Origin of the sequence: Streptomyces sp. NPDC001922, from assembly GCF_042891165.1 — a bacterium.
In the GTDB taxonomy this organism is placed as follows: Bacteria; Actinomycetota; Actinomycetes; order Streptomycetales; family Streptomycetaceae; genus Streptomyces.
This window is the reverse complement of the sequence record NZ_JBIASV010000020.1, coordinates 85,589-106,275: the sequence shown is the minus strand read 5'-3', so window position 1 is coordinate 106,275 and position 20,687 is coordinate 85,589. Positions and strand designations below refer to the sequence as shown.

Annotated in this window: 21 protein-coding genes and 1 pseudogene; 15 read left to right on the top strand and 7 right to left on the bottom strand. The window is 72.3% G+C overall.

Annotated elements, in window-relative coordinates:
- The first annotated feature begins 232 nt into the window (after window positions 1–232).
- From ACFYYR_RS30400 to ACFYYR_RS30390, 3 genes are all read left to right on the top strand, one after another.
- Complete coding sequence (locus tag ACFYYR_RS30400; RefSeq protein WP_351515783.1) at window positions 233–412, top strand: DUF6104 family protein; 180 nt, start codon at window positions 233–235, stop codon at window positions 410–412.
- Window positions 413–595: 183 nt separating this feature from the next.
- On the top strand, window positions 596–1,549 hold the full coding sequence (locus ACFYYR_RS30395) for a DUF4097 domain-containing protein (protein ID WP_388860686.1): 954 nt from the start codon (window positions 596–598) through the stop codon (window positions 1,547–1,549).
- Between the two features lies 1 nt (window position 1,550).
- Window positions 1,551–2,531: a helix-turn-helix transcriptional regulator gene (locus tag ACFYYR_RS30390; protein ID WP_388860683.1), complete on the top strand. Its 981-nt coding sequence runs from the start codon at window positions 1,551–1,553 to the stop codon at window positions 2,529–2,531.
- A 135-nt stretch (window positions 2,532–2,666) separates the two neighbouring features.
- On the opposite strand, the gene ACFYYR_RS30385 is transcribed toward ACFYYR_RS30390, so the two are convergent.
- Window positions 2,667–3,629, bottom strand: a complete 963-nt coding sequence (locus ACFYYR_RS30385; RefSeq protein WP_388860680.1) for a zinc-binding dehydrogenase — start codon at window positions 3,627–3,629, stop codon at window positions 2,667–2,669.
- 323 nt (window positions 3,630–3,952) lie between these two features.
- The gene (locus tag ACFYYR_RS30380; protein WP_351515382.1) at window positions 3,953–5,158 is read right to left on the bottom strand and encodes an NADP-dependent malic enzyme; all 1,206 of its coding nucleotides are present in this window, start codon (window positions 5,156–5,158) and stop codon (window positions 3,953–3,955) included.
- Window positions 5,159–5,669: 511 nt separating this feature from the next.
- Between ACFYYR_RS30380 and ACFYYR_RS30375 the strand changes: the two genes are divergently transcribed.
- The 3 genes from ACFYYR_RS30375 to ACFYYR_RS30365 are packed head-to-tail and all read left to right on the top strand — an operon-like array spanning window position 5,670 to window position 8,381.
- The gene (locus tag ACFYYR_RS30375; protein WP_388860677.1) at window positions 5,670–6,626 is read left to right on the top strand and encodes an ABC transporter substrate-binding protein; all 957 of its coding nucleotides are present in this window, start codon (window positions 5,670–5,672) and stop codon (window positions 6,624–6,626) included.
- Between the two features lie 31 nt (window positions 6,627–6,657).
- On the top strand, window positions 6,658–7,623 hold the full coding sequence (locus ACFYYR_RS30370; protein WP_388860674.1) for an amino acid ABC transporter permease: 966 nt from the start codon (window positions 6,658–6,660) through the stop codon (window positions 7,621–7,623).
- Window positions 7,620–8,381 carry an amino acid ABC transporter ATP-binding protein gene (locus tag ACFYYR_RS30365; protein ID WP_388860671.1) on the top strand — a complete coding sequence of 254 codons (762 nt, stop codon included), beginning with the start codon at window positions 7,620–7,622 and terminating at the stop codon, window positions 8,379–8,381. The genes ACFYYR_RS30370 and ACFYYR_RS30365 overlap by 4 nt, the downstream gene beginning before the upstream one ends.
- Before the next feature lie 164 nt (window positions 8,382–8,545).
- Here ACFYYR_RS30365 and ACFYYR_RS30360 read toward each other — a convergent pair whose 3' ends face one another.
- Window positions 8,546–9,325 carry a class I SAM-dependent methyltransferase gene (locus tag ACFYYR_RS30360; protein ID WP_388860668.1) on the bottom strand — a complete coding sequence of 260 codons (780 nt, stop codon included), beginning with the start codon at window positions 9,323–9,325 and terminating at the stop codon, window positions 8,546–8,548.
- Window positions 9,326–9,425: 100 nt separating this feature from the next.
- Here ACFYYR_RS30360 and ACFYYR_RS30355 point away from each other — a divergent pair, with 100 nt between their 5' ends.
- Entirely contained in the window at window positions 9,426–10,103 is a 678-nt protein-coding gene (locus ACFYYR_RS30355) for a CGNR zinc finger domain-containing protein (RefSeq protein ID WP_388860665.1), read from the top strand.
- A gap of 44 nt (window positions 10,104–10,147) precedes the next feature.
- Here ACFYYR_RS30355 and sodX read toward each other — a convergent pair.
- A pseudogene (gene sodX / locus ACFYYR_RS30350) lies at window positions 10,148–10,474 on the bottom strand (nickel-type superoxide dismutase maturation protease); the annotation flags it as partial.
- 142 nt (window positions 10,475–10,616) lie between these two features.
- Between sodX and sodN the strand changes: the two are divergent.
- Together sodN and ACFYYR_RS30340 are read left to right on the top strand one after the other, a co-directional pair.
- Entirely contained in the window at window positions 10,617–11,012 is a 396-nt protein-coding gene (gene sodN / locus ACFYYR_RS30345) for a superoxide dismutase, Ni (RefSeq protein ID WP_351515376.1), read from the top strand.
- Between the two features lie 305 nt (window positions 11,013–11,317).
- Window positions 11,318–12,259, top strand: coding sequence for a beta-ketoacyl-ACP synthase III (locus ACFYYR_RS30340; RefSeq protein WP_388860661.1), 942 nt, complete (start codon window positions 11,318–11,320; stop codon window positions 12,257–12,259).
- Window positions 12,260–12,470: 211 nt separating this feature from the next.
- On the opposite strand, the gene ACFYYR_RS30335 is transcribed toward ACFYYR_RS30340, so the two are convergent.
- On the bottom strand, window positions 12,471–13,511 hold the full coding sequence (locus ACFYYR_RS30335; protein WP_388860658.1) for a family 2 encapsulin nanocompartment cargo protein polyprenyl transferase: 1,041 nt from the start codon (window positions 13,509–13,511) through the stop codon (window positions 12,471–12,473).
- 333 nt (window positions 13,512–13,844) lie between these two features.
- On the opposite strand from ACFYYR_RS30335, the gene ACFYYR_RS30330 reads away from it, so the two are divergent.
- Both ACFYYR_RS30330 and ACFYYR_RS30325 read left to right on the top strand, forming a co-directional pair.
- Entirely contained in the window at window positions 13,845–14,078 is a 234-nt protein-coding gene (locus ACFYYR_RS30330; RefSeq protein WP_388860655.1) for a hypothetical protein, read from the top strand.
- A gap of 133 nt (window positions 14,079–14,211) precedes the next feature.
- Window positions 14,212–15,129: a 1-aminocyclopropane-1-carboxylate deaminase/D-cysteine desulfhydrase gene (locus ACFYYR_RS30325; RefSeq protein WP_388860652.1), complete on the top strand. Its 918-nt coding sequence runs from the start codon at window positions 14,212–14,214 to the stop codon at window positions 15,127–15,129.
- 70 nt (window positions 15,130–15,199) lie between these two features.
- Here ACFYYR_RS30325 and ACFYYR_RS30320 read toward each other — a convergent pair whose 3' ends face one another.
- Entirely contained in the window at window positions 15,200–16,786 is a 1,587-nt protein-coding gene (locus ACFYYR_RS30320) for a Na+/H+ antiporter (RefSeq protein ID WP_388860648.1), read from the bottom strand.
- Between the two features lie 73 nt (window positions 16,787–16,859).
- On the opposite strand from ACFYYR_RS30320, the gene ACFYYR_RS30315 reads away from it, so the two are divergent.
- The 3 genes from ACFYYR_RS30315 to ACFYYR_RS30305 all read left to right on the top strand — a co-directional run bounded on the left by ACFYYR_RS30315 (window position 16,860) and on the right by ACFYYR_RS30305 (window position 18,742).
- The gene (locus ACFYYR_RS30315; RefSeq protein WP_388860645.1) at window positions 16,860–17,120 is read left to right on the top strand and encodes a UBP-type zinc finger domain-containing protein; all 261 of its coding nucleotides are present in this window, start codon (window positions 16,860–16,862) and stop codon (window positions 17,118–17,120) included.
- A 231-nt stretch (window positions 17,121–17,351) separates the two neighbouring features.
- Window positions 17,352–17,765: an anti-sigma regulatory factor gene (locus ACFYYR_RS30310; protein WP_351515369.1), complete on the top strand. Its 414-nt coding sequence runs from the start codon at window positions 17,352–17,354 to the stop codon at window positions 17,763–17,765.
- Window positions 17,766–17,866: 101 nt separating this feature from the next.
- A complete protein-coding gene (locus ACFYYR_RS30305; RefSeq protein WP_388860734.1) occupies window positions 17,867–18,742 on the top strand; it encodes an RNA polymerase sigma factor SigF in 876 nt (291 codons plus the stop codon).
- 172 nt (window positions 18,743–18,914) lie between these two features.
- Here the strand turns inward: ACFYYR_RS30305 and ACFYYR_RS30300 are convergent, their stop codons facing one another.
- Window positions 18,915–19,349, bottom strand: a complete 435-nt coding sequence (locus ACFYYR_RS30300) for a hypothetical protein (RefSeq protein ID WP_388860642.1) — start codon at window positions 19,347–19,349, stop codon at window positions 18,915–18,917.
- Between the two features lie 138 nt (window positions 19,350–19,487).
- On the opposite strand from ACFYYR_RS30300, the gene ACFYYR_RS30295 reads away from it, so the two are divergent.
- Window positions 19,488–20,456 carry a diacylglycerol/lipid kinase family protein gene (locus tag ACFYYR_RS30295; RefSeq protein WP_388860639.1) on the top strand — a complete coding sequence of 323 codons (969 nt, stop codon included), beginning with the start codon at window positions 19,488–19,490 and terminating at the stop codon, window positions 20,454–20,456.
- Window positions 20,457–20,687 lie beyond the last annotated feature (231 nt).

Below are 20,687 nucleotides of genomic sequence, written 5' to 3'. Positions count from 1 at the left end.
CGGCAGTACGCCACGGCACGGAGGGCCCGGCACCGCGGATGCGCGGTGCCGGGCCCTCCGGCGTGACCGGCTCGGGCTCCCCCGGTCCGGCCGTCCGAGGTCCGGGCCGTCCCCGGGGCGGCCGTTCCGCACTGCCGCACCCCCGCACGCCCCCGCCCGGGCCCACTCCGGCCGGGCCCCTCGGCGCCCGCATAACCTGGGGCGCAAGCACTCACCGACCTGGAGCAGCACTGTGTACTTCACCGACCGCGGTATCGAGGAGCTGGAGAGCCGGCGGGGCGAGGAGGAGGTCTCCTTCGCCTGGGTCGCCGAGCGGCTGCGCGAATTCGTCGACCTGAACCCGGACTTCGAGGTCCCGGTGGAGCGGCTGGCCACCTGGCTCGCCCGGCTGGACGACGAGGACGACGAGTAGGCCGCAGCCGGCCCCGCCCTGACACAGGGGCCGGGCCCGGCGCCGTATCGCGACCGTCCGGTGCGGGCCCCGTATCGCGACTTACGCGTCCCGGACTCCCTTGACTTCCCCAATCCGCGATATATCGTGTTCAGGAAAGGGACGCGATATGTTGCGTCGCGTTCCGCCCGGAGGAGGTCAGGGATGTCAGCCCGTTCCGAGTGGTCCATCGACGCGCCGCGCACGCTCGCCCTCGACGAGCCCGTCAGCGCCGTCACCGTGCGCATCGTGGGCGGCACGGTCAATGTCGTCGGCACGGACAGCGGGGAGCCCGCCCGGCTGGAGATCTCGGAGCTGAACGGGCCGCCGCTCACCGTCACCCGGAAGGGGAGCGTCCTGACGGTCACCTACGACGACCTGGCCCGGAAGGGTCTCTTCGCCTGGCTCGACCGCAGGAACTGGCTCGACCGCAGGAGCTGGAACCGGCACGCCGTCGTGTCGGTCACCGTTCCGGCCGGTGCCGGTGTCGAGGTGGGGGTGGTCGGCGCGGCGGCGTTCGTCTCCGGCGTCGCCGGGCCTACGGAGCTGCGGAGCGTCTCCGGTGACAGCACCCTCGTCGGGCTCACCGGCCCCGTCCGGGCGGAGACGGTCAGCGGCCGGCTGGAGGCCCAGTCGGTCACCGGTGACCTGCACTTCCAGTCGGTCTCCGGCGACATGACCGTGCTCGACGGCTCCGGCACCTCGGTGAAGGCGGAGACGGTCAGCGGCAACCTCGCGCTGGACCTCGCCCCCGTCGGCACGGGCCCGGACATCCGTCTGACGACCGTCTCCGGGGAGGTGGCGATCCGGCTGCCGCACCCCGCCGACGCGACGGTCACCGCCAACACCACCAGCGGCGCGCTCTCCAACGCGTTCGACGATCTGCGGGTCACCGGCCAGTGGGGCGCCAAGCGCATCACCGGAACCCTCGGCGCCGGTACCGGTACCCTCACCGCCACGACCGTCTCGGGCGCCATCGCCCTGCTGCGCCGGCCGGCCGCGGAGGACGCCGGAGCGCCCGACGGTGCCGGCGGCCCGCGCCTCGACGACGGCACCGCGCCCGCGGGCCCCGACGGCACGGCCGCACCCGCACGCCCCACCGACAAGAAGGTGCTCTGACATGCCCCCCGTCTTCGCCCACGGCCGGCTGCGGCTCTACCTCCTCAAGCTGCTCGACGAGGCGCCGCGCCACGGCTACGAGGTGATCCGTCTGCTGGAGGAGCGCTTCCAGGGGCTGTACGCGCCGTCCGCCGGCACCGTGTACCCCCGCCTGGCGAAGCTGGAGGCCGAGGGCCTGGTCACCCACACCACCGAGGGCGGCCGCAAGGTGTACTCGATCACCGACGCCGGGCGCGCGGAACTCGCCGGCCGGCAGGGGGAACTCGCCGAGCTGGAGCTGGAGATCCGCGATTCGGTGGCCGAACTCGCCGCCGAGATCCGGCAGGACGTCAGCGCGTCGGCCGGCGACCTCCGCCGGGAGATGCGCGCCGCCGCCCGCGACGCCCGGACGTCCGGACGGAGTCACGAGGCTCCCCGGGAGGACAGCGACGCCTGGCGGCAGGCCAAGGAGGACATGCGCCGGGCCAAGGACGAGTGGAAGGAACAGGCCCGCCGGGCCCGGGAGGAGAGCCGACGGGCGCAGCAGGACGCCCAACGGGCCCGCGAGCAGGCCAAGGACGCGCGGGCGCAGGCGCACGAGGAGGTCCGGCGGATCGCGCGTCAGGTCCAGGACCAGGTGCAGTCGCACGCCCGGACCGGCGACTGGCAGGGCGCGCTGCGCGAGGGCATGACGGAACTGAGCCGTCAGGTCGGGACGCTCGGCGGACTGGCCGAGCGGGTCACCGCCTGGCCCCCGTACATCCGGCCCGAGCCGGCCGGCCGTACCCCTCAGTGGGCCGAGGATCCGGCCGCGCCGTCCGCCGACCCGGCCCGTGACCTGGAGCGTCTCCTGGACCGCTTCCGGGACGAGGTGCGTGACCTCGCCCGCGACCACGGCGTCAGCGAGGACCAGTTGCGGGAGGCCCGGCGCCATCTGTCCACGGCGGCGGCGCACCTGGCGGCGCTGCTGCACGGCCCGGAGGACCGGCAGCCCACGGAGTGACCCCCGGGCACCCGGCCGCCGGACGGGGAGGAGGGATCCGCCCCGCCCGGCCGGGTCCGTGGTGCGTTCCGCACCGGGCGCCGCCCGGGGTGTCGCACCGGGCGGCGCCGCCGCACGGCCCGGAGGCGCGTGGTGTCACACCGTCAGAACGACCTTGCCGAAGAGGTCTCCGCCGGCCATCTTCTCGAAGCCCTCGCGGGCCCGGTCCAGCGGCAGCACGCTGTCGATGACGGGCCGTACGCCGGTCGCCGCGCAGAAGCTGAGCAGGTCCTCCAGCTCGCCCTTGTCGCCCATGGTGGAGCCCACGACCTTCAGCTCCAGGAAGAAGATCCGGTTGAGCTCGGCGGACTTCGGGCTGGGCCCGGAGGTGGCGCCGGAGATGACCAGCGTGCCGCCCGGCCGCAGGGACTTGACGGAGTGGGACCAGGTCGCGGCGCCCACCGTCTCGATCACCGCGTCCACCCGCTGCGGCAGCCGCGCGCCGGGCTCGAAGGCCTCGACCGCGCCCAGTTCGACGGCGCGCTTGCGCTTGGCCTCGTCCCGGCTGGTGGCGTAGACCCGGAGTCCGGCGGCCCGGCCGAGGACGATCGCGGCCGTGGCCACCCCGCCGCCCGCGCCCTGGACCAGGACCGAGTCGCCGGGCCGGACGGCCGCGTTGGTGAACAGCATCCGGTACGCGGTCAGCCAGGCCGTCGGCAGACAGGCGGCCTCCTCGAAGGACAGCTCCTTCGGCTTGGGCAGGACGTTCCAGGCCGGGACGGTGACCTGTTCGGCGAACGTGCCCTGGTAGCGCTCGGTGAGGATGGAGCGCGGCTCGTCCGGTCCCACGCCGTGGCCGGTCTGTCCGATCACGGAGTGGATGACCACCTCGTTCCCGTGCTCGTCGGTCCCCGCGGCGTCACACCCGAGGATCATCGGCAGGGACTCCTCCCCGAGACCGACGCCCCGCAGCGACCAGAGGTCGTGGTGGTTGAGCGAGGCGGCCTTGACGTTGACGGTCGTCCAGCCGGGGCGGGCCTCCGGCGCGGGGCGGTCCCCCAGCACGAGGCCGTTGAGCGGCTGGTCACGGTCGATGCGAGCGGCGTAGGCGGCGAACATGACCTTGACCCTAGGCCGCGGGCGGGACGGGGCGGAACCACGGACCGGTGTGACGTTGCTCCGAACGGCGGCCCGGACGCCGGACGAGCTCCGGGCATGGGGGGCATCGGGCACCGGGCGGAGAACGGCGCACGAGGAGCGGCCGACGCACGGACGGGCCGTCGGCCGACGGGCCCGGGCAGCCGAGGAGGTGACGGGGCGGCACCGCACAGGCCCGCACGGCCACCACCTTCGGAAACGACCGCGGGCCGCGGCGCACCGTACGTGCGCCGCGGCCCGCCCGGGTCCGCCGGAGGCACCGGCGGACGCGGAACATGCGGTGACTACCGGCGGGCGACGCCCTCGGCCCGGGCGGCCGCCGCGACGGCAGCGGTCACGGCCGGCGCGACCCGCTCGTCGAACGGCGACGGGATCACCTTGTCCGCGCTCAGCTCGTCGGCCACGACGGCGGCCAGCGCCTCCGCGGCGGCCAGCTTCATGCCCTCGGTGATCTGCGAGGCCCGCACCTGCAGGGCGCCCGCGAAGATGCCCGGGAAGGCGAGCACATTGTTGATCTGGTTCGGGAAGTCGCTGCGCCCGGTGGCGACCACGGCCGCGTAGCGGGCCGCGACCTCCGGGTGGATCTCCGGGTTCGGGTTGGCCATGGCGAAGATCAGCGAGTCCTTCGCCATCGTCGCGACCGCGGACTCCGGGACCGTGCCGCCGGAGACGCCGATGAAGACGTCCGCGCCGTCGAGCGCGGTCTCCAGGGAACCGGAGAGCCCGGCCTTGTTGGTGAAGCCCGCCAGCTCCCGCTTGACGTCGGTGAGGTCCGAACGGTCCTGGCTCACGATGCCCTTGCGGTCGCACACCGCGACATCGCCGATGCCGGCCTCGACCAGGATCTTGGCGATGGCGACACCGGCCGCGCCCGCACCCGAGATCACCGCGCGCAGCTGGCCGAGCGAGCGGTCGGTGAGCTTGGCGGCGTTGCGCAGCGCGGCGAGGGTGACCACCGCCGTGCCGTGCTGGTCGTCGTGGAAGACGGGGATGTCCAGCCGCTCCTGGAGCTTGCGCTCGATCTCGAAACAGCGCGGCGCGGAGATGTCCTCCAGGTTCACTCCGCCGAAGGACGGGGCGAGCCGGACGACGGTGTCGACGATCTCGTCGCTGTCCCGGCAGTCCAGGGCGATGGGAACCGCGTCCACGCCACCGAACTGCTTGAAGAGGATGGCCTTGCCCTCCATCACCGGAAGCGACGCCTCCGGCCCGATGTCGCCGAGCCCCAGCACCGCGCTGCCGTCCGTCACCACGGCCACGACCTGGGACTTCCAGGTGTAGTCGTGGACGAGCTCCGGCTGCTCGGCGATGGCGCTGCACACCTTGGCGACGCCCGGCGTGTAGGCGAGGGACAGGTCGTCCCTGTCGCGCACCGGCACGGTGGACTGGACGGCCATCTTGCCGCCCCGGTGCAGTGCGAAGGCCGGATCGAAGAGCCCTTCGCCGTCCGTCTCTCCGTCACTGCGAGGATTCACGATCTCCGCTGCCACTTTGTTGACCCCTTTGTCGATTCTGTTTGAGGGTAAACCGCCCCAGGTTGCGGGACGGGCGGGCACCGCGTCCGATGCCCTGCTTGGCGGATGGCCCGCCGCACAGGGAGTAGTACGGACGCCGGGCGCGCCGCACACGCGCCCTGAGCCCCGGGTGAGGGGTGTAAGGGTCTTTTCTACCGGACGCGCGGAGTGATGGACGAGTGACTTCCATTGCAGCGCCGCGCCAGACATCCACGTTTACTGTGATAGCGGTAAAACTGTGAACACACGCCCATGAACAGCGTCAATCCGGACATGACGCCCGGTACTTCTCCGCGCCATGTCCCACACGTCCCGGTTGTCGGGACGGTCCGGCGGTCGGGGAGGGTCACCCGTTATCCGATTTTGACATGACTGGCGCCCTGTTCGGGGCCGTCCGGATGGCAAGATGCGCGCATCACACACGGTGGCCGGTCCCGAAAAAACGTTCCCGGCCGCCGGATCCCTTCACATGCAGGAGGACCCAGCCATGACCGCAAGCTACACGCGTCGCTCGGCCGCCCGCAGGTCCCGGATGGCCGCCGCCGGCGCGATCGCGGTCACCGGAGCCCTGCTGCTCACCGGGTGCGGTGACCAGACGGAAGGCGCCAAGGAGGGCGGGAGCAGCCAGGGCTCTCAGGCGCCCCTCTTCTCCGAGCTGCCCCAGGACATCCAGAAGTCCAAGGTCATCAAAGTCGGCACCGACGCCACCTACGCCCCGATGGAGTTCGAGGAGGGCGGCAAGATCGTCGGCGTCGACCCCGCGGTCGCCGAAGCCCTCGGCAAGCAGCTGGGCGTCCAGTTCCAGTTCACCAGCGGAACCTTCGACGGGCTGATCACCGGCCTGAACTCCGGCCGCTCGGACATCATCATGTCCTCGATGAGCGACACCAAGGAGCGCCAGCAGGGCATCGACGACAAGGGCAAGAAGGCCGGCCCGGGCGTGGACTTCGTGGACTACTTCAACTCGGGCGTCTCGCTGCTCGTGAAGAAGGGCAACCCGAAGGGCATCAAGTCACTGGATGACCTGTGCGGCCAGAAGGTGGCCGTCCAGCGCGGCACGATCTACGAGACCACCTTCCAGAAGCAGGCCAAGAAGTGCGCCAAGGACAAGAAGGGCAAGCTCACGATCGAGTCCTTCGACAGCGACGCCGAGGCCCAGACGCGCGTCAAGTCCGGGGGCGCCGTGGCCGACCTCAACGACTTCCCTGTCGCGTCGTACATCGCGAAGACGGCGGGCGGCGGCAAGGACTTCGAGGTCACCGGTGACCAGACCGAGGCCGGTCCGTTCGGCATCGCGGTGAGCAAGAAGAACACCCAGCTGCGGGACGCACTCAAGGCGGCTCTGGACAAGAGCATCGCCGACGGCTCGTACAAGAAGGCCCTCGAGAAGTGGGACGTAACCGACAGCGCCGTGGAGAAGGCGGCCGTCAACGCCGGTTCCTGACCCCACGCGTTCCATTCGAAGGGCAACCCCCGTGAGTGACAAGTTCAAGAAGGAGTCCGACGGCGGCACCCCGCCCGACGGGCCCCAGGTCTCCAAGGAGACCGCCTCCGTTCCGCCGGAGGACATCCGGGCGATCCCGGTGCGGCACTACGGGCGCTGGGTCAGCGCCGTGGTCGTGCTGGGCCTGCTCGCCCTGCTGGTGTACTCGTTCTCCCAGGGCAACATCCGCTGGGCGACGGTCGGGGACTACCTGTTCGACGACCGCATCCTGGCGGGCGCCGGCCGCACCCTGCTGATCAGCGTTCTCTCCATGATCATCGGCCTGGTGCTGGGGCTGGTCTTCGCCGTGATGCGGCTGTCGAAGAACCCGGTGACCGGCAGCGTCGCCTGGCTGTACATCTGGTTCTTCCGCGGCACCCCGGTCCTGGTGCAGTTGCTGATCTGGTTCAACCTCGCGCTCATCTTCCCGATCCTCAATCTCGGCTTCTACAAGGACGAGATGACCGACGTCATGACGCCGTTCATGGTCGCTCTCCTCGGGCTCGGGCTGAACGAAGGCGCCTATATGGCGGAGATCGTGCGTGCGGGCATCCAGTCCGTGGACGAGGGGCAGACCGAGGCGGCACACGCCCTCGGCATGACCGGGACGAAGACAATGCGCCGCGTCGTCCTGCCGCAGGCGATGCGCGTGATCGTCCCGCCGACCGGCAATGAGTTCATCAACCTGCTCAAGACGTCGTCACTGGTGACGGTCGTGTCGTATGTCGACCTGCTGCGCGCTGCCCAGAACATCGGCTCGACGACGTTCGCGACGTTCGAGCTCCTCCTGGTCGCCTCGTTCTGGTACCTGGTGATGACCAGTGTGTTCAGCGTAGGCCAGTACTACCTGGAGCGTCACTACGCCAAGGGGTCGCTGCGCAGTCTGCCGCTGACCCCGTTCCAGCGAATCAAGGTCAATCTGACCTCCTTCAGCAACCGTGGAGGTGCCGTCGGATGAACGCGATGGTGAAGGCCGAGGGTGTCCACAAGTCCTTCGGCGCGGCCCACATCCTCAAGGGCATCGACCTGGAGGTCGCCCCGCGCGAGGTGTTCTGCCTCATCGGGCCGTCGGGCTCAGGCAAGTCCACCTTCCTGCGGTGCATCAACCATCTGGAGAAGATCAACGCCGGGCGGCTCTACGTCGACGGCGAGCTGGTCGGCTACCGGCAGAAGGGCGACAAGCTCTACGAGCTCAAGGACAGCGAGGTCGCTCTCCGGCGCCGGGACATCGGCATGGTGTTCCAGCGGTTCAACCTCTTCCCGCACATGACGGCGCTGGAGAACGTCATGGAGGCGCCCGTCCAGGTCAAGGGCGAGACCAAGGCCGTGGCCCGGGAGCGGGCCCAGCGGCTGCTGGACCGGGTCGGGCTGGCCGACAAGGCGCGGAACTACCCGTCCCAGCTCTCCGGCGGCCAGCAGCAGCGGGTGGCGATCGCCCGCGCCCTGGCCATGGAGCCGAAGCTGATGCTCTTCGACGAGCCGACCTCGGCCCTCGACCCGGAGCTGGTCGGCGACGTCCTGGACGTCATGCGCGGACTCGCCGAGGACGGCATGACGATGATCGTCGTCACCCACGAGATGGGCTTCGCCCGCGAGGTGGGCGACGCGCTGGTCTTCATGGACGACGGTGTGGTGGTCGAGTCCGGCCACCCGCGGGACGTGCTGACCAACCCGCAGCACGAGCGCACCAAGGGGTTCCTCTCCAAGGTGCTCTAGCGGTACGGCCGGCGCCCGCCACGGGAAACCGACCGCGGGGAGCCGGGCCGGAAACGGCGGAATCCCGGGCCGGACGATCACGTCCGGCCCGGGATTCCGGCGTCGAGGCCCCGCGGGCTCCCGGAGCCGTCGCGTCGGAGCGGCCCCGCCGCGACGGGCACGGGCTACTTCAGCGCCAGCACCGCCGCGTCCGACGGCGAGCACCACACGGTCCGCGCCTCGGCGAAGCCCGCCACCCGCAGTGCCTCGGCGTGCGCCGCGGCCGACTGCACCTCGCCGTCGGCGTGGTCGCCGTCGGACGGGTTGCCGAAGATCCGGAAGCGCTCGGCCGCCGGGCCCGCGAGGACCGGATCGGCCGCCACCTCGCGCCACCAGCCCTCCCAGTCCTGGGCGCCCGCGGCCTTCTCCCGCTCCTGCCGCGCGTGCCGGAAGACCCGCTCGGCCTCGTTGATCCGGGGCGTCGACGCGTCGGGCATGTGATCGGCGTTGACGAAGACCCCGCCGTCCCGGAGCACCCCGGCGAGCTGCCCGTAGAGGGTCCGCAGTTGGTCGCTCGTCAGCCAGTGCAGCGCCGTGGCGGTCAGCACCGCGTCGTACTGCCGGTGCGGCAGCCGGCTCGTCCACTCCGGGTCCGTCAGGTCCGCGGTCACGAACTCGGCCCGGGACTCGCCCTCGAAGGAGCCGCGGGCGATGGTCAGCAGCGCCGGGTCGAGATCGACGCCGGTGCTGACCGCCCCGGGGAAGCGGCGCAGCAGCCGGGCCGAGATGCTCCCGGTGCCGCAGGCGAGGTCGAGCACCCTCGGCTCGGGGCCCACCAGCGCCTCGACCATGTCGAGCATCACCCGGAAGCGTTCCTCGCGGTCCGGGAGGTACCACTCCTGCTGGCGGTCCCAACTGGTCTGCCAGGCTGTCCAGTCCGCGCGTGCGGCCACCGTCTCCGTCATACCGATCCTCCGAACCGTCCGACCAGTAATACCCTCGAAGCAGACTCGGTCGTTACTCCGAGCGCCACCGACCCTAGACCGCCCCCGGTAAGGACTACAAGTGGAACTGGCCTATTACTCGGACTACGCCGTGCGCCTGGTCAACAGCGAGGACCCGGTCCACGGCACCGACGAGCTGACCTCGGTCGAAGCGGTGCGGGAGCTCTTCGGCCCGGCCGCCCAGGCGGCCCGGCGGACGACGGAGGCGGACGTCACCCGGCTCCGCGGCGTCCGGGCCCGGCTCCGGGCGGTCTTCGAAGCGGCCGACGAGGGCGACGAGGTACGGGCGGTCGACCTGCTCAACGCGCTGCTGATGGAGTTCCCGGTCAGCCCGCAGATCTCGGGCCACGAGCTGCGGGACGCCGACGGCCGCCCCGACTGGCACCTGCACATCGCGGACCACCCGGCGAACGCGACCGCCGGCTACGCGGCGACGGCGGCGATGGGTCTCGCCTTCCACCTCACCGAGCTGGGCGTCGACCGGCTCGGCATCTGCCAGGCCCCGCCCTGCCGCCGGGCGTACCTCGACACCTCGACCAACCGCTCCCGGCGGTACTGCTCGGACCGCTGCGCGACCCGTGCCAACGTGGCCGCCTACCGGGCCCGCAAACGCCTCGAGGGCGAGCGGTCCGAACGCGGCTCGGAGCGCTCGGACCGGCCCGGGCGCACCGAGCGCACCGGCCCCAGCGGCCGGACGGCCGAGGCCGCCCAGGACAGCAGCGCCGCCGGCGACCGCTGACCCTTCAGCGCGCGCGGCGGCCGCAGCCGCACCCGGGCGCGGGCCAGCACCAGGTCCTCGGGGACGGCGCCGAACTCCCGGCTGTCGTTCTCCACGAACGGGTTGTCGCCCAGCACCCACCAGCCGCCCGCGCGGCGTTCCACGGCCCGCTTCACGATCATCAGGTCCTGCTGCATCGGGTGCCGCAGGACGATGACGTCCCCCGGGCGCACCTCGGCGCCGTACTGGACCACCAGCTGATCGCCGGGGTGCAGGGTCGGCACCATGGAGGGTCCGACCACCTCGGCGAGCCCGTACGGCAGGGCCCCCCGGGGCTGCCGGCCGCGCTCCGGCTCGTGTTCGTACCCCTGCAACCGGCCACCCTCCGGCATCCGGCACCTCCCGGTCCGTCGCTCCACGCTTACCAGCCTGACACCGGACTTTCGTCCTAGGCCCCCTGGGGCGCCCGAGAAAACGCCTCCCGCACGGAGTAATGTCCCACCTGAGAAGACGATCACGAGGAAGGACAGCTCTATGCTCTCCCGCCTGTTCGCCCCCAAGATTCAGGTCAGCGCCCACTGCGACCTGCCCTGCGGCGTCTACGACCCGGCTCAGGCCCGCATCGAGGCAGAGTCCGTCAAGGCGATCCAGGAGAAGTACCAGGCCAACGAGGACGCGGCCTTCCGCACTCGGGCCCTTGCCATCAAGGAGGAGCGCGCTGAGCTCGCCAAGCACCACATCTCGGTGCTGTGGAGCGACTACTTCAAGCCCCCGCACTTCGAGAAGTACCCGCAGCTGCACCAGCTCGTCAACGACGCGCTGAAGGCCGGGAGCACCGCCAAGGGCTCCACCGACCCGGCGACGGGCCAGAAGCTGCTGGACCTCATCGCCGAGATCGACAAGATCTTCTGGGAGACCAAGAAGGCCTGATCACGGCGGGCCGGACCGGCCGGGGACAGCGTTCCCCCGGTCACGCCCGGCCGACAGCACATCCCGGAAGGGCCCGACCGCCATCGGCGGCCGGGCCCTTCCCGGTTTCTCCCGGGCCTTCCGGACCCACTCCCGGGGCCCGGCCCCGGGCCCGCGCACCAGGGGCGGGCGGCCCCGGATCCGTGCCGGTTGTGCGGGTCGTGCCAGAACTCTCGGCGGAACGTTGGCGGAACCCGCTCTGCCCTACTGGTGAGTCGGCCCAAGACTGGGAGCACACCCGCACCGCGCAACAGGGAGAACGCCCCATGACCACCGGGTCTCGCGTACTGGCTCTCGGTCACCACCAGCCCGCCACGGTGCTGACCAACGACGAGCTGGCCGCCATGGTGGACACCAGCGACGCCTGGATCCGCAGCCGGGTCGGGATCCGCACCCGCCATGTCGCCGGGCCCGAGGAGTCGGTGGACGACATGGCCGCCACCGCCGCCGGCAAGGCCCTGGCCCACAGCGGCCTGGCGCCGGCGGACATCGATCTCGTCCTCGTCGCCACCTGCACGGCCGTCGACCGCAGCCCGAACACCGCCGCCCGCGTCGCCGCCCGGCTCGGCCTGGCCTCCCCCGCCGTGATGGACCTCAACGTCGTCTGCGCCGGCTTCACCCACGCCCTCGCCACCGCCGACCACGCCATCCGCGCCGGCTCGGCGACCCGCGCCCTGGTGATCGGCGTCGAGAAGTTCACCGACGTCGCCGACTGGACGGACCGGTCGACCTGTGTCCTGGTCGGCGACGGCGCCGGTGCCGCCGTGGTCACCGCCGCGGAGGAGCCGGGGATCGGCCCGGTGGTCTGGGGATCGGTTCCGGAGATGGGCAACGCCGTACGCATCGAGGGCACGCCGAGCCGCTTCTCCCAGGAGGGCCAGGCCGTCTACCGCTGGGCCACCACCCAGCTGCCGCCGATCGCCCGCCGGGTCTGCGAGCGGGCCGGCGTCGAGCCGGAGGACCTCGCGGGGGTCGTCCTCCACCAGGCCAACCTGCGGATCATCGAACCGGTCGCCCGGAAGCTGGGCGCGGTCAACGCGGTGATCGCGCGGGATGTCGTCGAGTCCGGCAACACCTCCGCCGCGAGCATCCCGCTGGCGCTGTCGAAGCTGGTGGAACGCGGTGAGGTGCGCTCCGGCGCCCCGGTGCTGCTCTTCGGCTTCGGCGGCAACCTCTCGTACGCGGGCCAGGTCATCCGCTGCCCCTGAGCGGGTCCGCGGAGCCGCCCCGGCCCGGCCTTCCAGGGTTTCCCGACTTCCTGGGCTTCCGGACTTCCTGGGCTTGCCAAGCTTGCCAAGCTTGCCGGGCTTGCGGGGCTTGCGGGGCTTGCGGGGCTTGCGGGGCTTGCGGTCTTTCCAGAGGGCGGAGGCCGGCTCCCCGCCCCCGGACGGACGGGGACAGCGGGCCCCGGTCCCCCGCTCAGCGGCTGCGGCGGGTCACGAACTCCGCGAGCGCCAGCAGGTCACCGGCGTGCGCGAGATCCGGCACCGCCCGGGCCAGCTGGTCCACGGCCGAGGCCATCCGGACGCAGGCCTCGCTCTGCGCCCAGTCCCGCCCTCCCGCACGCTCCACGGCGTCCGCCGCCCGCCGCAGCGCACCGGCGTCCAGCGGGCCCTCCATCGCGTACACCCGGGCGAGTTCGGCCGCGGCGGGGGTGCCCGACGCCAGCGCGGCGACCACGGGGAGCGACTTCTTCCGGGCCGCGATGTCGGCCCCCACCGGCTTGCCCGTGTCCGCCGGATCGCCCCAGATGCCGATCAGATCGTCGATCAGCTGGAACGCCAGCCCCGCCTCCCGCCCGAAGGCGTCCATGGCCGCGACGGCGCCCTCCCCGGCGCCGGCGTAGAGCGCGCCGAGCGCACAGGCGCAGCCGAGCAGCGCCCCGGTCTTGGCCTCGGCCATGGCCAGGCTCTCGTCGAGCCCGACCTCCGCCCGCTGCTCGAAGGCGCAGTCGGCGTGCTGGCCGTCGCACAGCTCGACCACGCAGGCGGCGAGCCGGCCGGCCGCCTGTGTGGCGGCGGGGTGGGGATCCTGGGTGAGGATCCGCAGCGCCAGGGAGTGCAGGGCGTCCCCGGCGAGGATGGCGTCCGGGATCCCGAAGACGGTCCAGGCCGTGGGCCGGTGGCGGCGGGTCGGGTCCCGGTCGATGACGTCGTCGTGGAGCAGCGTGAAGTTGTGCACCAGCTCCACCGCGGCCGCGGCGCGCACCGCCTGCTCGGCCTGGCCGCCCAGGGCCCCGGCGGCGGCCAGCACCAGGGCCGGCCGGATGGCCTTGCCCGCGTTCCCCGCGGTCGCGGTGCCCCCGGCGTCCTGCCAGCCGAAGTGGTAGGCGGCGATGCGCCGCATCGAGGCCGGCAGCGAGTCCACCGCGGCCCGCAGCGCCGGGTTCACGGCCTTGCGCGACCGCTCGAGAAGATCCGTGGCCTCGCGGCACTCCCGGCTCTGCGTGAACGTGTCCATCGCCCCACCCCTCGATGCGCCAACGCAGGTCTCCCACCTGCCCGTTCATCCTGGCAGCCGCCGTCGGCAGCCCACCATTACTCGAATGAGTGGGAATAGATCACGGCGCCCGGACACATCCGGACGCCCGCGCCGCTCCCGGCGCTCCGTGCCCCCTCCGGACCGTCGACGAGAGGCGGCGGAACGGGTGTCGGTTACCCTGAGAGCAGGCATTCCATATCAATCCAGACCTTTCATGCCTTCCGCCGCAGGGATTCCGGTCCACCGGGCGGACCTCGTCCGGTGACGGGGCGACGGCATCCGCCCATCCGCATCGATCGCAGGAGGCAGCTCATGTCAGGGTTCCTGGACCGCGCCAAGGAACAGGCGCAGCGCGGGCTCCATCAGAGCAAGCAGAAGATCGACGACGTACAGGCCCAGCGCGCGGGCCAAGACCTGGTGAAGAGGCTGGGCGAGGCGTACTACGCGGAGCGGCACGGCACGGGCACCCCGGAGGGTACCCAGAAGGCGCTGGACGCCGTGGAGAACCACGCCCAGGCCCATGGCGAGGACTTCCTGCGGAGCTGAGCGGGACACCCACGGAGCCGGCCGCACCCGGTCCGCTAGGCGGGCCGCGGGGCGGCCGGTCGGCGCGCACGGGAATGGGCCGCCGCCCCCGCCCGGCCGAGGCCCCGGCATCACCGCAGGTGACAATGGGCCGGTGAGTTCCCCGGCCCCCGATCCCGACCTGCTGCGTCCGCGGCTGCCCTCGCCGCTGGAGCCGGTGGACGACGCGCGCTTCACCCGCCGGGGCATCCGGCTCCTGCTCAAGCGGGACGACCTCATCCACCCCGACATACCCGGCAACAAATGGCGCAAGCTGGTCCCCAACCTGCGCGCCGCGGCCGAGCAGGGGCAGAACGCGCTGCTCACCTTCGGCGGCGCCTACTCCAACCACCTGCGCGCCACCGCCGCCGCCGGACGCCTGCTCGGCCTGCGGACGATCGGGGTCGTACGGGGCGGCGAGCTGGCCGACCGCCCGCTCAACCCCTCCCTGGCCCGCTGCGCCGCCGACGGCATGGAGCTGCACTTCGTCGACCGCGCCGCCTACCGGCGCAAGGCGGAGCCGGCCATGGCCGCCGAGCTGCGCGAACGCTTCGGCGACTTCCACCCGGTCCCCGAGGGCGGCAGCAACACGGCGGCGGTGCGCGGCTGCACCGCGCTCGGGCGGGAGCTGCGGGGCGCCGCGGACGTCGTCGCCGTGGCGTGCGGAACCGGCGGCACCCTGGCCGGACTGGCCGCCGGGCTCGCCCCGGAGCAGCGGGCCGTCGGCTTCCCCGCCCTCAAGGGCGGCTTCCTCGACCGCGAGACCGAGCGGCTGCAGCACGCGGCCTTCGGCGGACGCACCGGACACTGGACGGTCGAGGAGCGCTTCCACTTCGGCGGCTACGCCAGGCTCACCCCCGAACTGCACGCGTTCGCCGACGACTTCACGGACCGGCACGGTCCGACGCTGGAGCGGCTGTACGTGGCCAAGATGCTCTACGGGCTCACCGCCCTGGCCGAGGAGGGCGCGTTCCCGCCGGGGACGACGGTCGCAGCCGTGGTCACCGGCCCGGACCTCTCCCTGCGGGACTGACGGCCGGACCTCCGGGGCTGACGGTCGGACCTCCGGGAACGGCGCACGGAGGCCCCTCGCGGCGCGAGGCCTACCCCGCGAGCTCCTCCCCGTGCGCCGCCGCCTCCTCCAGGTCCAGCCGGCGCAGCAGCAGCCGGAGCATCTCGTCGTCGAGCCGCCCCTCGTCCCGCATGCGCACGAAGACGTCCCGCTCGGCCGCGATCACCTCGCGGGAGAGCCGGCGGTAGGTCTCGTCGACCGACTCCCCGGTCAGGTCGTTGACCCCGCCGAGCCGCTCCCACACCGCGTTGCGGCGTCGCTCCAGCACGGTGCGCAGCCGCTCCTCCAGGGGGCGCGGCAGGGCGTTGCGCGGGTCGGCGAGCAGTTCGTCGAGCCGCCGCTGGGCCGCCTCGGACGCCGCGTTCTGCGCCTCCGCCTCGGCCAGCAGGAGCTCCTGCGGGTCGTGGCTGGGCAGCTTCAGCCGCCGGATCAGGGGCGGCAGCGTCACGCCCTGCACCACCAGCGTCCCGATCACGGTGGTGAAGGCCAGGAACAGCAGCAGACTGCGGGCCGGGAAGGCGCCGCCGCCGTGCACGGTCTCCGGGACCGAGAACGCGATCGCGAGCGAGACCACCCCGCGCATCCCCGCCCAGGACACCGCGAAGGCATGGGTCCACGGCGGCCGGTCGCCGGGCCCGCGCAGCAGCGGCAGATAGGTCGCCGGGTACACCCAGAGGAAGCGGGAGGCGACGACCGCCACGAAGACCACGACGGCGTACCAGGCGGCCTCCCCGGGGGCGTAGCCGCCGAGGCCGCGCAGGACGACGGTCAGCTGGAGCCCGATGACCAGGAAGACCGACGACTCCAGGATGAAGGCGATCATCTTCCAGACCGCCGCCTCCTGGAGCCGGGTCGCGAAGCCGACCTGCCAGGCCCGGTGCCCGAAGTAGAGGCCGACGACCACGACGGCGAGCACGCCCGAGGCGTGGACCGACTCCGCCACCCCGTACGCGAAGAACGGCGTCAGCAGCGAGAGGGTGTTGAGCAGCAGCGGGTCCCGCAGCCGGGTCCGCAGCCAGTGCAGCGGCACCATCAGCAGCAGTCCGATGCCCACGCCGCCGCCCGCGGCGAGCGCGAACTCCGCCAGCCCCTCGCCCCAGGTCAGCCCCTCCCCGACGGCCGCCGCCAGGGCGACCCGGTAGGCGGTGATCGCGGTCGCGTCGTTGAACAGCGACTCGCCCTTGAGGATGGTGACGATCCGGTGCGGAAGGCCGATCCTGCGGGCCACGGCGGTCGCGGCCACCGCGTCCGGCGGGGCGACCACGGCGCCCAGCACCAGGGCGACGGTCAGCGGCATCCCGGGGACGACGGTGTACGCGACCCAGCCGACGGCGGCGGTCGCGAACAGTACGTATCCGACCGACAGCAGCGCCACCGGCCGGACATGGGCCCGCAGCCCCAGATAGGAGCTGTCCAGCGCCGCCAGGTGCAGCAGCGGCGGCAGCACCAGCGGCAGCACGATGTCCGGGTCCAGGGTGTAGTCGGGGATGCCCGGCAGGAAGCTCGCGAGCAGGCCCGCGGTCACCAGCACCAGCGGCGGGGGCACCGGGGTCCGGCGGGCCAGCCCCGCGATCGCGGCGCCGGCCGCCACCAGCACCAGCAGAGGAAATGCCGCCATCCGCCCGCTCCACCCGGTCTCAGGCGTGCGGCACCCGCCGCGTCACGCCTCGGCTCGATCTAACCTGGCCATCATGAGTGAGTGCCCGCATCTTCAGGAACTGCCGCACCCCGAGCCGTCGCCCCAGTCCGACACCTGTCTGGAGTGCCGGGCCGCGGGCACCCATCCCGTGCACTTGCGTCTGTGCCTGGAATGCGGTCACGTGGGATGCTGTGACTCGTCGCCGCTCCGGCACGCCTCGCAGCACTTCGAGGACACCGGACATCCGGTGATGCGCTCGTTCGAGCCCGGCGAGAGCTGGCGGTGGTGTTTCGTGGATCAGCGGATCGCTTGAGCGGCCAACCGGACGGGCATCCCTTCGAATTGGGAGCGCAGACCTCTAGCCACTGTGCGTACCCAGGGGCTTACAATAAGTGATGCTCCCCGGTCCATGGGACCTCTTCCCCCGGATCGCGATAGCGTCGCAGCTGAACCATGTGCCGCGTCGGCCCGGTCCCGCCTCCCGGCGGGCCGCCGTGCCGGTGCTCGGAAAGCTCAACCAGCTTGTGTCACCTTGGAGGTGAGGGTGTCCCAGATCGCAGGCGAGCCCGGGACCCAGGACTTCGTGGAAGTCCGGCTGCCCGCTGCGGGTGCCTACCTGTCGGTGCTGCGTACGGCCACGGCCGGCCTGGCAGCCCGCTTGGACTTCACCCTCGACGAGATCGAGGATCTGCGCATCGCGGTCGACGAGGCGTGCGCGATCCTGCTGCAGCAGGCCGTACCGGGAAGCGTGCTGAGCTGCGTCTTCCGTCTGGTCGGCGATGCGCTGCGGGTGACCGTCTCCGCGCCCACCACGGACGGCCGCGCGCCGGAGCGCGACACCTTCGCCTGGACGGTGCTCTCCGCACTCGCCGGTGAAGTCGACTCGTCGGTCGCGGAGGACCGCACGGTCAGCATCAGTCTGCACAAGAAGCGCGGCGCGGGCCCCGGACAGCCGTGACGGACGGGACGGGCAGGCCGGTGCCGGACGAGAGGCGCGTCGCACGGGTGGTGCCCGGTACGGCCATCCCCGAGCAGCAGCAGGCAGAGTGGGCGGACCACATGGACCAGCATCAGCATCAGCGCCAGGACGAGCAGCACCAGGGCGAGCAGCGCCACGGTGAACGACGCGAGCACGAACCGGAGCACGCGTACGAGCACGAGCACGGGCAGTTGCCCGACCCGCACGACCGCAGCGGTGCCCGTGCCCTGTTCATCAAGCTGCGGGGCCTGCCCGACGGCTCTCCCGAGCGCGCCGAGCTGCGCAACCACCTGGTCCGGATGCACCTGCCGCTGGTGGAGCACCTGGCCCGCCGCTTCCGCAACCGGGGCGAGCCGCTGGACGACCTGACCCAGGTCGCCACCATCGGTCTGATCAAGTCGGTGGACCGGTTCGACCCGGACCGCGGGGTGGAGTTCTCCACGTACGCGACGCCGACGGTCGTCGGGGAGATCAAGCGGCACTTCCGCGACAAGGGCTGGGCGGTGCGCGTCCCGCGCCGGCTCCAGGAGCTGCGCCTCTCGCTGACCACCGCCACCGCCGAGCTGTCCCAGCGGCACGGCCGGTCACCCACCGTCCATGAGCTGGCGGAGCATCTGAGCATCTCGGAGGAGGAGGTGCTGGAGGGGCTGGAATCGGCCAACGCCTACAGCACGCTCTCCCTCGACGTGCCGGACACCGACGACGAGTCCCCGGCCGTCGCGGACACCCTGGGCGCGGAGGACGACGCCCTGGAGGGCGTGGAGTACCGGGAGTCCCTCAAGCCGCTGCTCGAGGAGCTGCCGCCGCGGGAGAAGAAGATCCTGCTGCTCCGGTTCTTCGGGAACATGACCCAGTCGCAGATCGCGCAGGAGGTCGGCATCTCCCAGATGCACGTCTCCCGGCTGCTGGCCCGCACCCTCGCCCAGCTGCGGGACAAGCTGCTCGTCGAGGAATGACGGCGCCGGGGGCCGCACCGGCCTCCGGCAAGCCGCTCCCCGGTCGCCCCCGGGGCACCCCACGGGGCTCGGCACCACCACCGCCGCAGCACTGCCGGCGAGGCGTCACGACCGTCACCGCCGCAGCCCGGCCGCCGGAGCCAGCGTCACGGCAGTCGCCGCCGCGCCCCGCTCAGGCGTCGCGCGGTGCGATGCCCAGCGCCTCGGTCGCCGTCGGGTTGACCAGGAGCGCCAGCACGGCCAGCGCCACGGCGCCGAGGGCCGACCCCACCGCGATGAGCACCCCGCCGGTGCTGATCAGCGTCCAGGCGACCGGCACGGCCATGATCTGGGTGATCAGCGCCGGTCCCCGGCTCCAGCGGCGGCGGAGCAGCAGTCCACGGGCGGCCGCCAGCGGCAGCGCCGCCAGGGCGAGCAGCGTCAGCCCGCCCGTCTCGGCCTGGGTCGGGCTCTCGGGGCTCCCGAGCAGGCCCATGACGAGCAGATACGCCCCGAACACGGCGAGCGCCGCACCCTCCGCCCCCGCCAGCGCGGCGGCGACGGTGAGCCGGGTGGGGCGGGGGCCGGCGGGGCCGGTGTCTTCGGGGGCCTGGGTCTGCTTGCTCACCCCAGCAGGGTAGCTCCCGGCCCACGGAGCACCGCGGGGCCGGTCGCGCGGCCCCCGGGGCCCGTCCGGCACACGGCGCCGTCCGGCGGGCGGGCACCCGGCTGGGCCCGGTACCGGAGGGTGGGTAGTCTGCTGCGCATGCGCGCGCTTCTCGTGGTCAATCCGGCAGCAACCACCACCAGTGCCCGCACGCGCGACGTCCTCATCCACGCCCTCGCGAGCGACCTCAAGCTGGAGGTCGTGACGACCGAGCACCGGGGCCACGCCCGCGACGTGGCCCGCCAGGCGGCCGAGGGCGGCGAGACGGAGCTGGTCGTCGCGCTCGGCGGGGACGGAACCGTCAACGAGGTCGTCAACGGGCTGCTGCACCGCGGCCCGGACCCCGACGCGCTGCCGCGGCTGGGTGTCGTCCCCGGGGGTTCGACCAATGTCTTCGCCCGTGCGCTCGGCCTGCCGAACGACGCCGTGGAGGCGACCGGCGCCCTGCTGGACGCACTGCGTGACCACAGCGAGCGAACCGTGGGCCTGGGCCACGCGGCCGGCACCCCGGGCACCGCGGACGAGGGCGTGCCCGCCCGCTGGTTCACCTTCTGCGCGGGCTTCGGCTTCGACGCGGGCGTCGTCGGGCGGGTCGAACAGCAGCGCGAGCTGGGCAAGCGCTCGACCCACGCGCTGTACGTACGGCAGCTGATGCGGCAGTTCCTCACCGAGCAGCGCCGCCGGCAGAGCACGATCACCCTGGAGCGCCCGGGCCACGCCCCGGTCGAGAACCTGCTGCTCTCGATAATCTGCAACACCGCTCCCTGGACCTACCTGGGCAATCGCCCGATCTACGCCTCGCCGCGCGCCTCCTTCGACACCGCGCTCGACGTGCTCGGGCTGAGCACGCTGTCGGCCGCCGGGATGGCCCGGTACGCCACGCAGCTGCTGACCTCGTCGCCCGACCGGGGGCCGAGCGGGAAGCACGCGGTGTCGCTGCACGACCTGACGGACTTCACCTTGCATTCGCAGGCGCCGGCACCCTTTCAGATGGACGGCGACCATCTGGGACTGCGTTCGAGCGTGACGTTCACAGGCGTACGCCGTGCACTGCGTGTGATTGTGTGAGCGGAACGGGCAAAAGTCCTTCCACTCGAACGTTTAGGCCAGCTTCCACCCACTGGAAGTACGGCTGTGACCCAGACGACACCAAGGAATCAAAAAAAACTTTCCAGAAGGGGTTGTATCCGCCGCCGAGGTTTGCGAGTCTCTTCATGGCGATCGGGACGGCCCGCAGGAAGGCCCCCTTGAGAGCCGGAACCCCTCCTCATTTCGCTGGGACCGCACCAGGCAACTGGA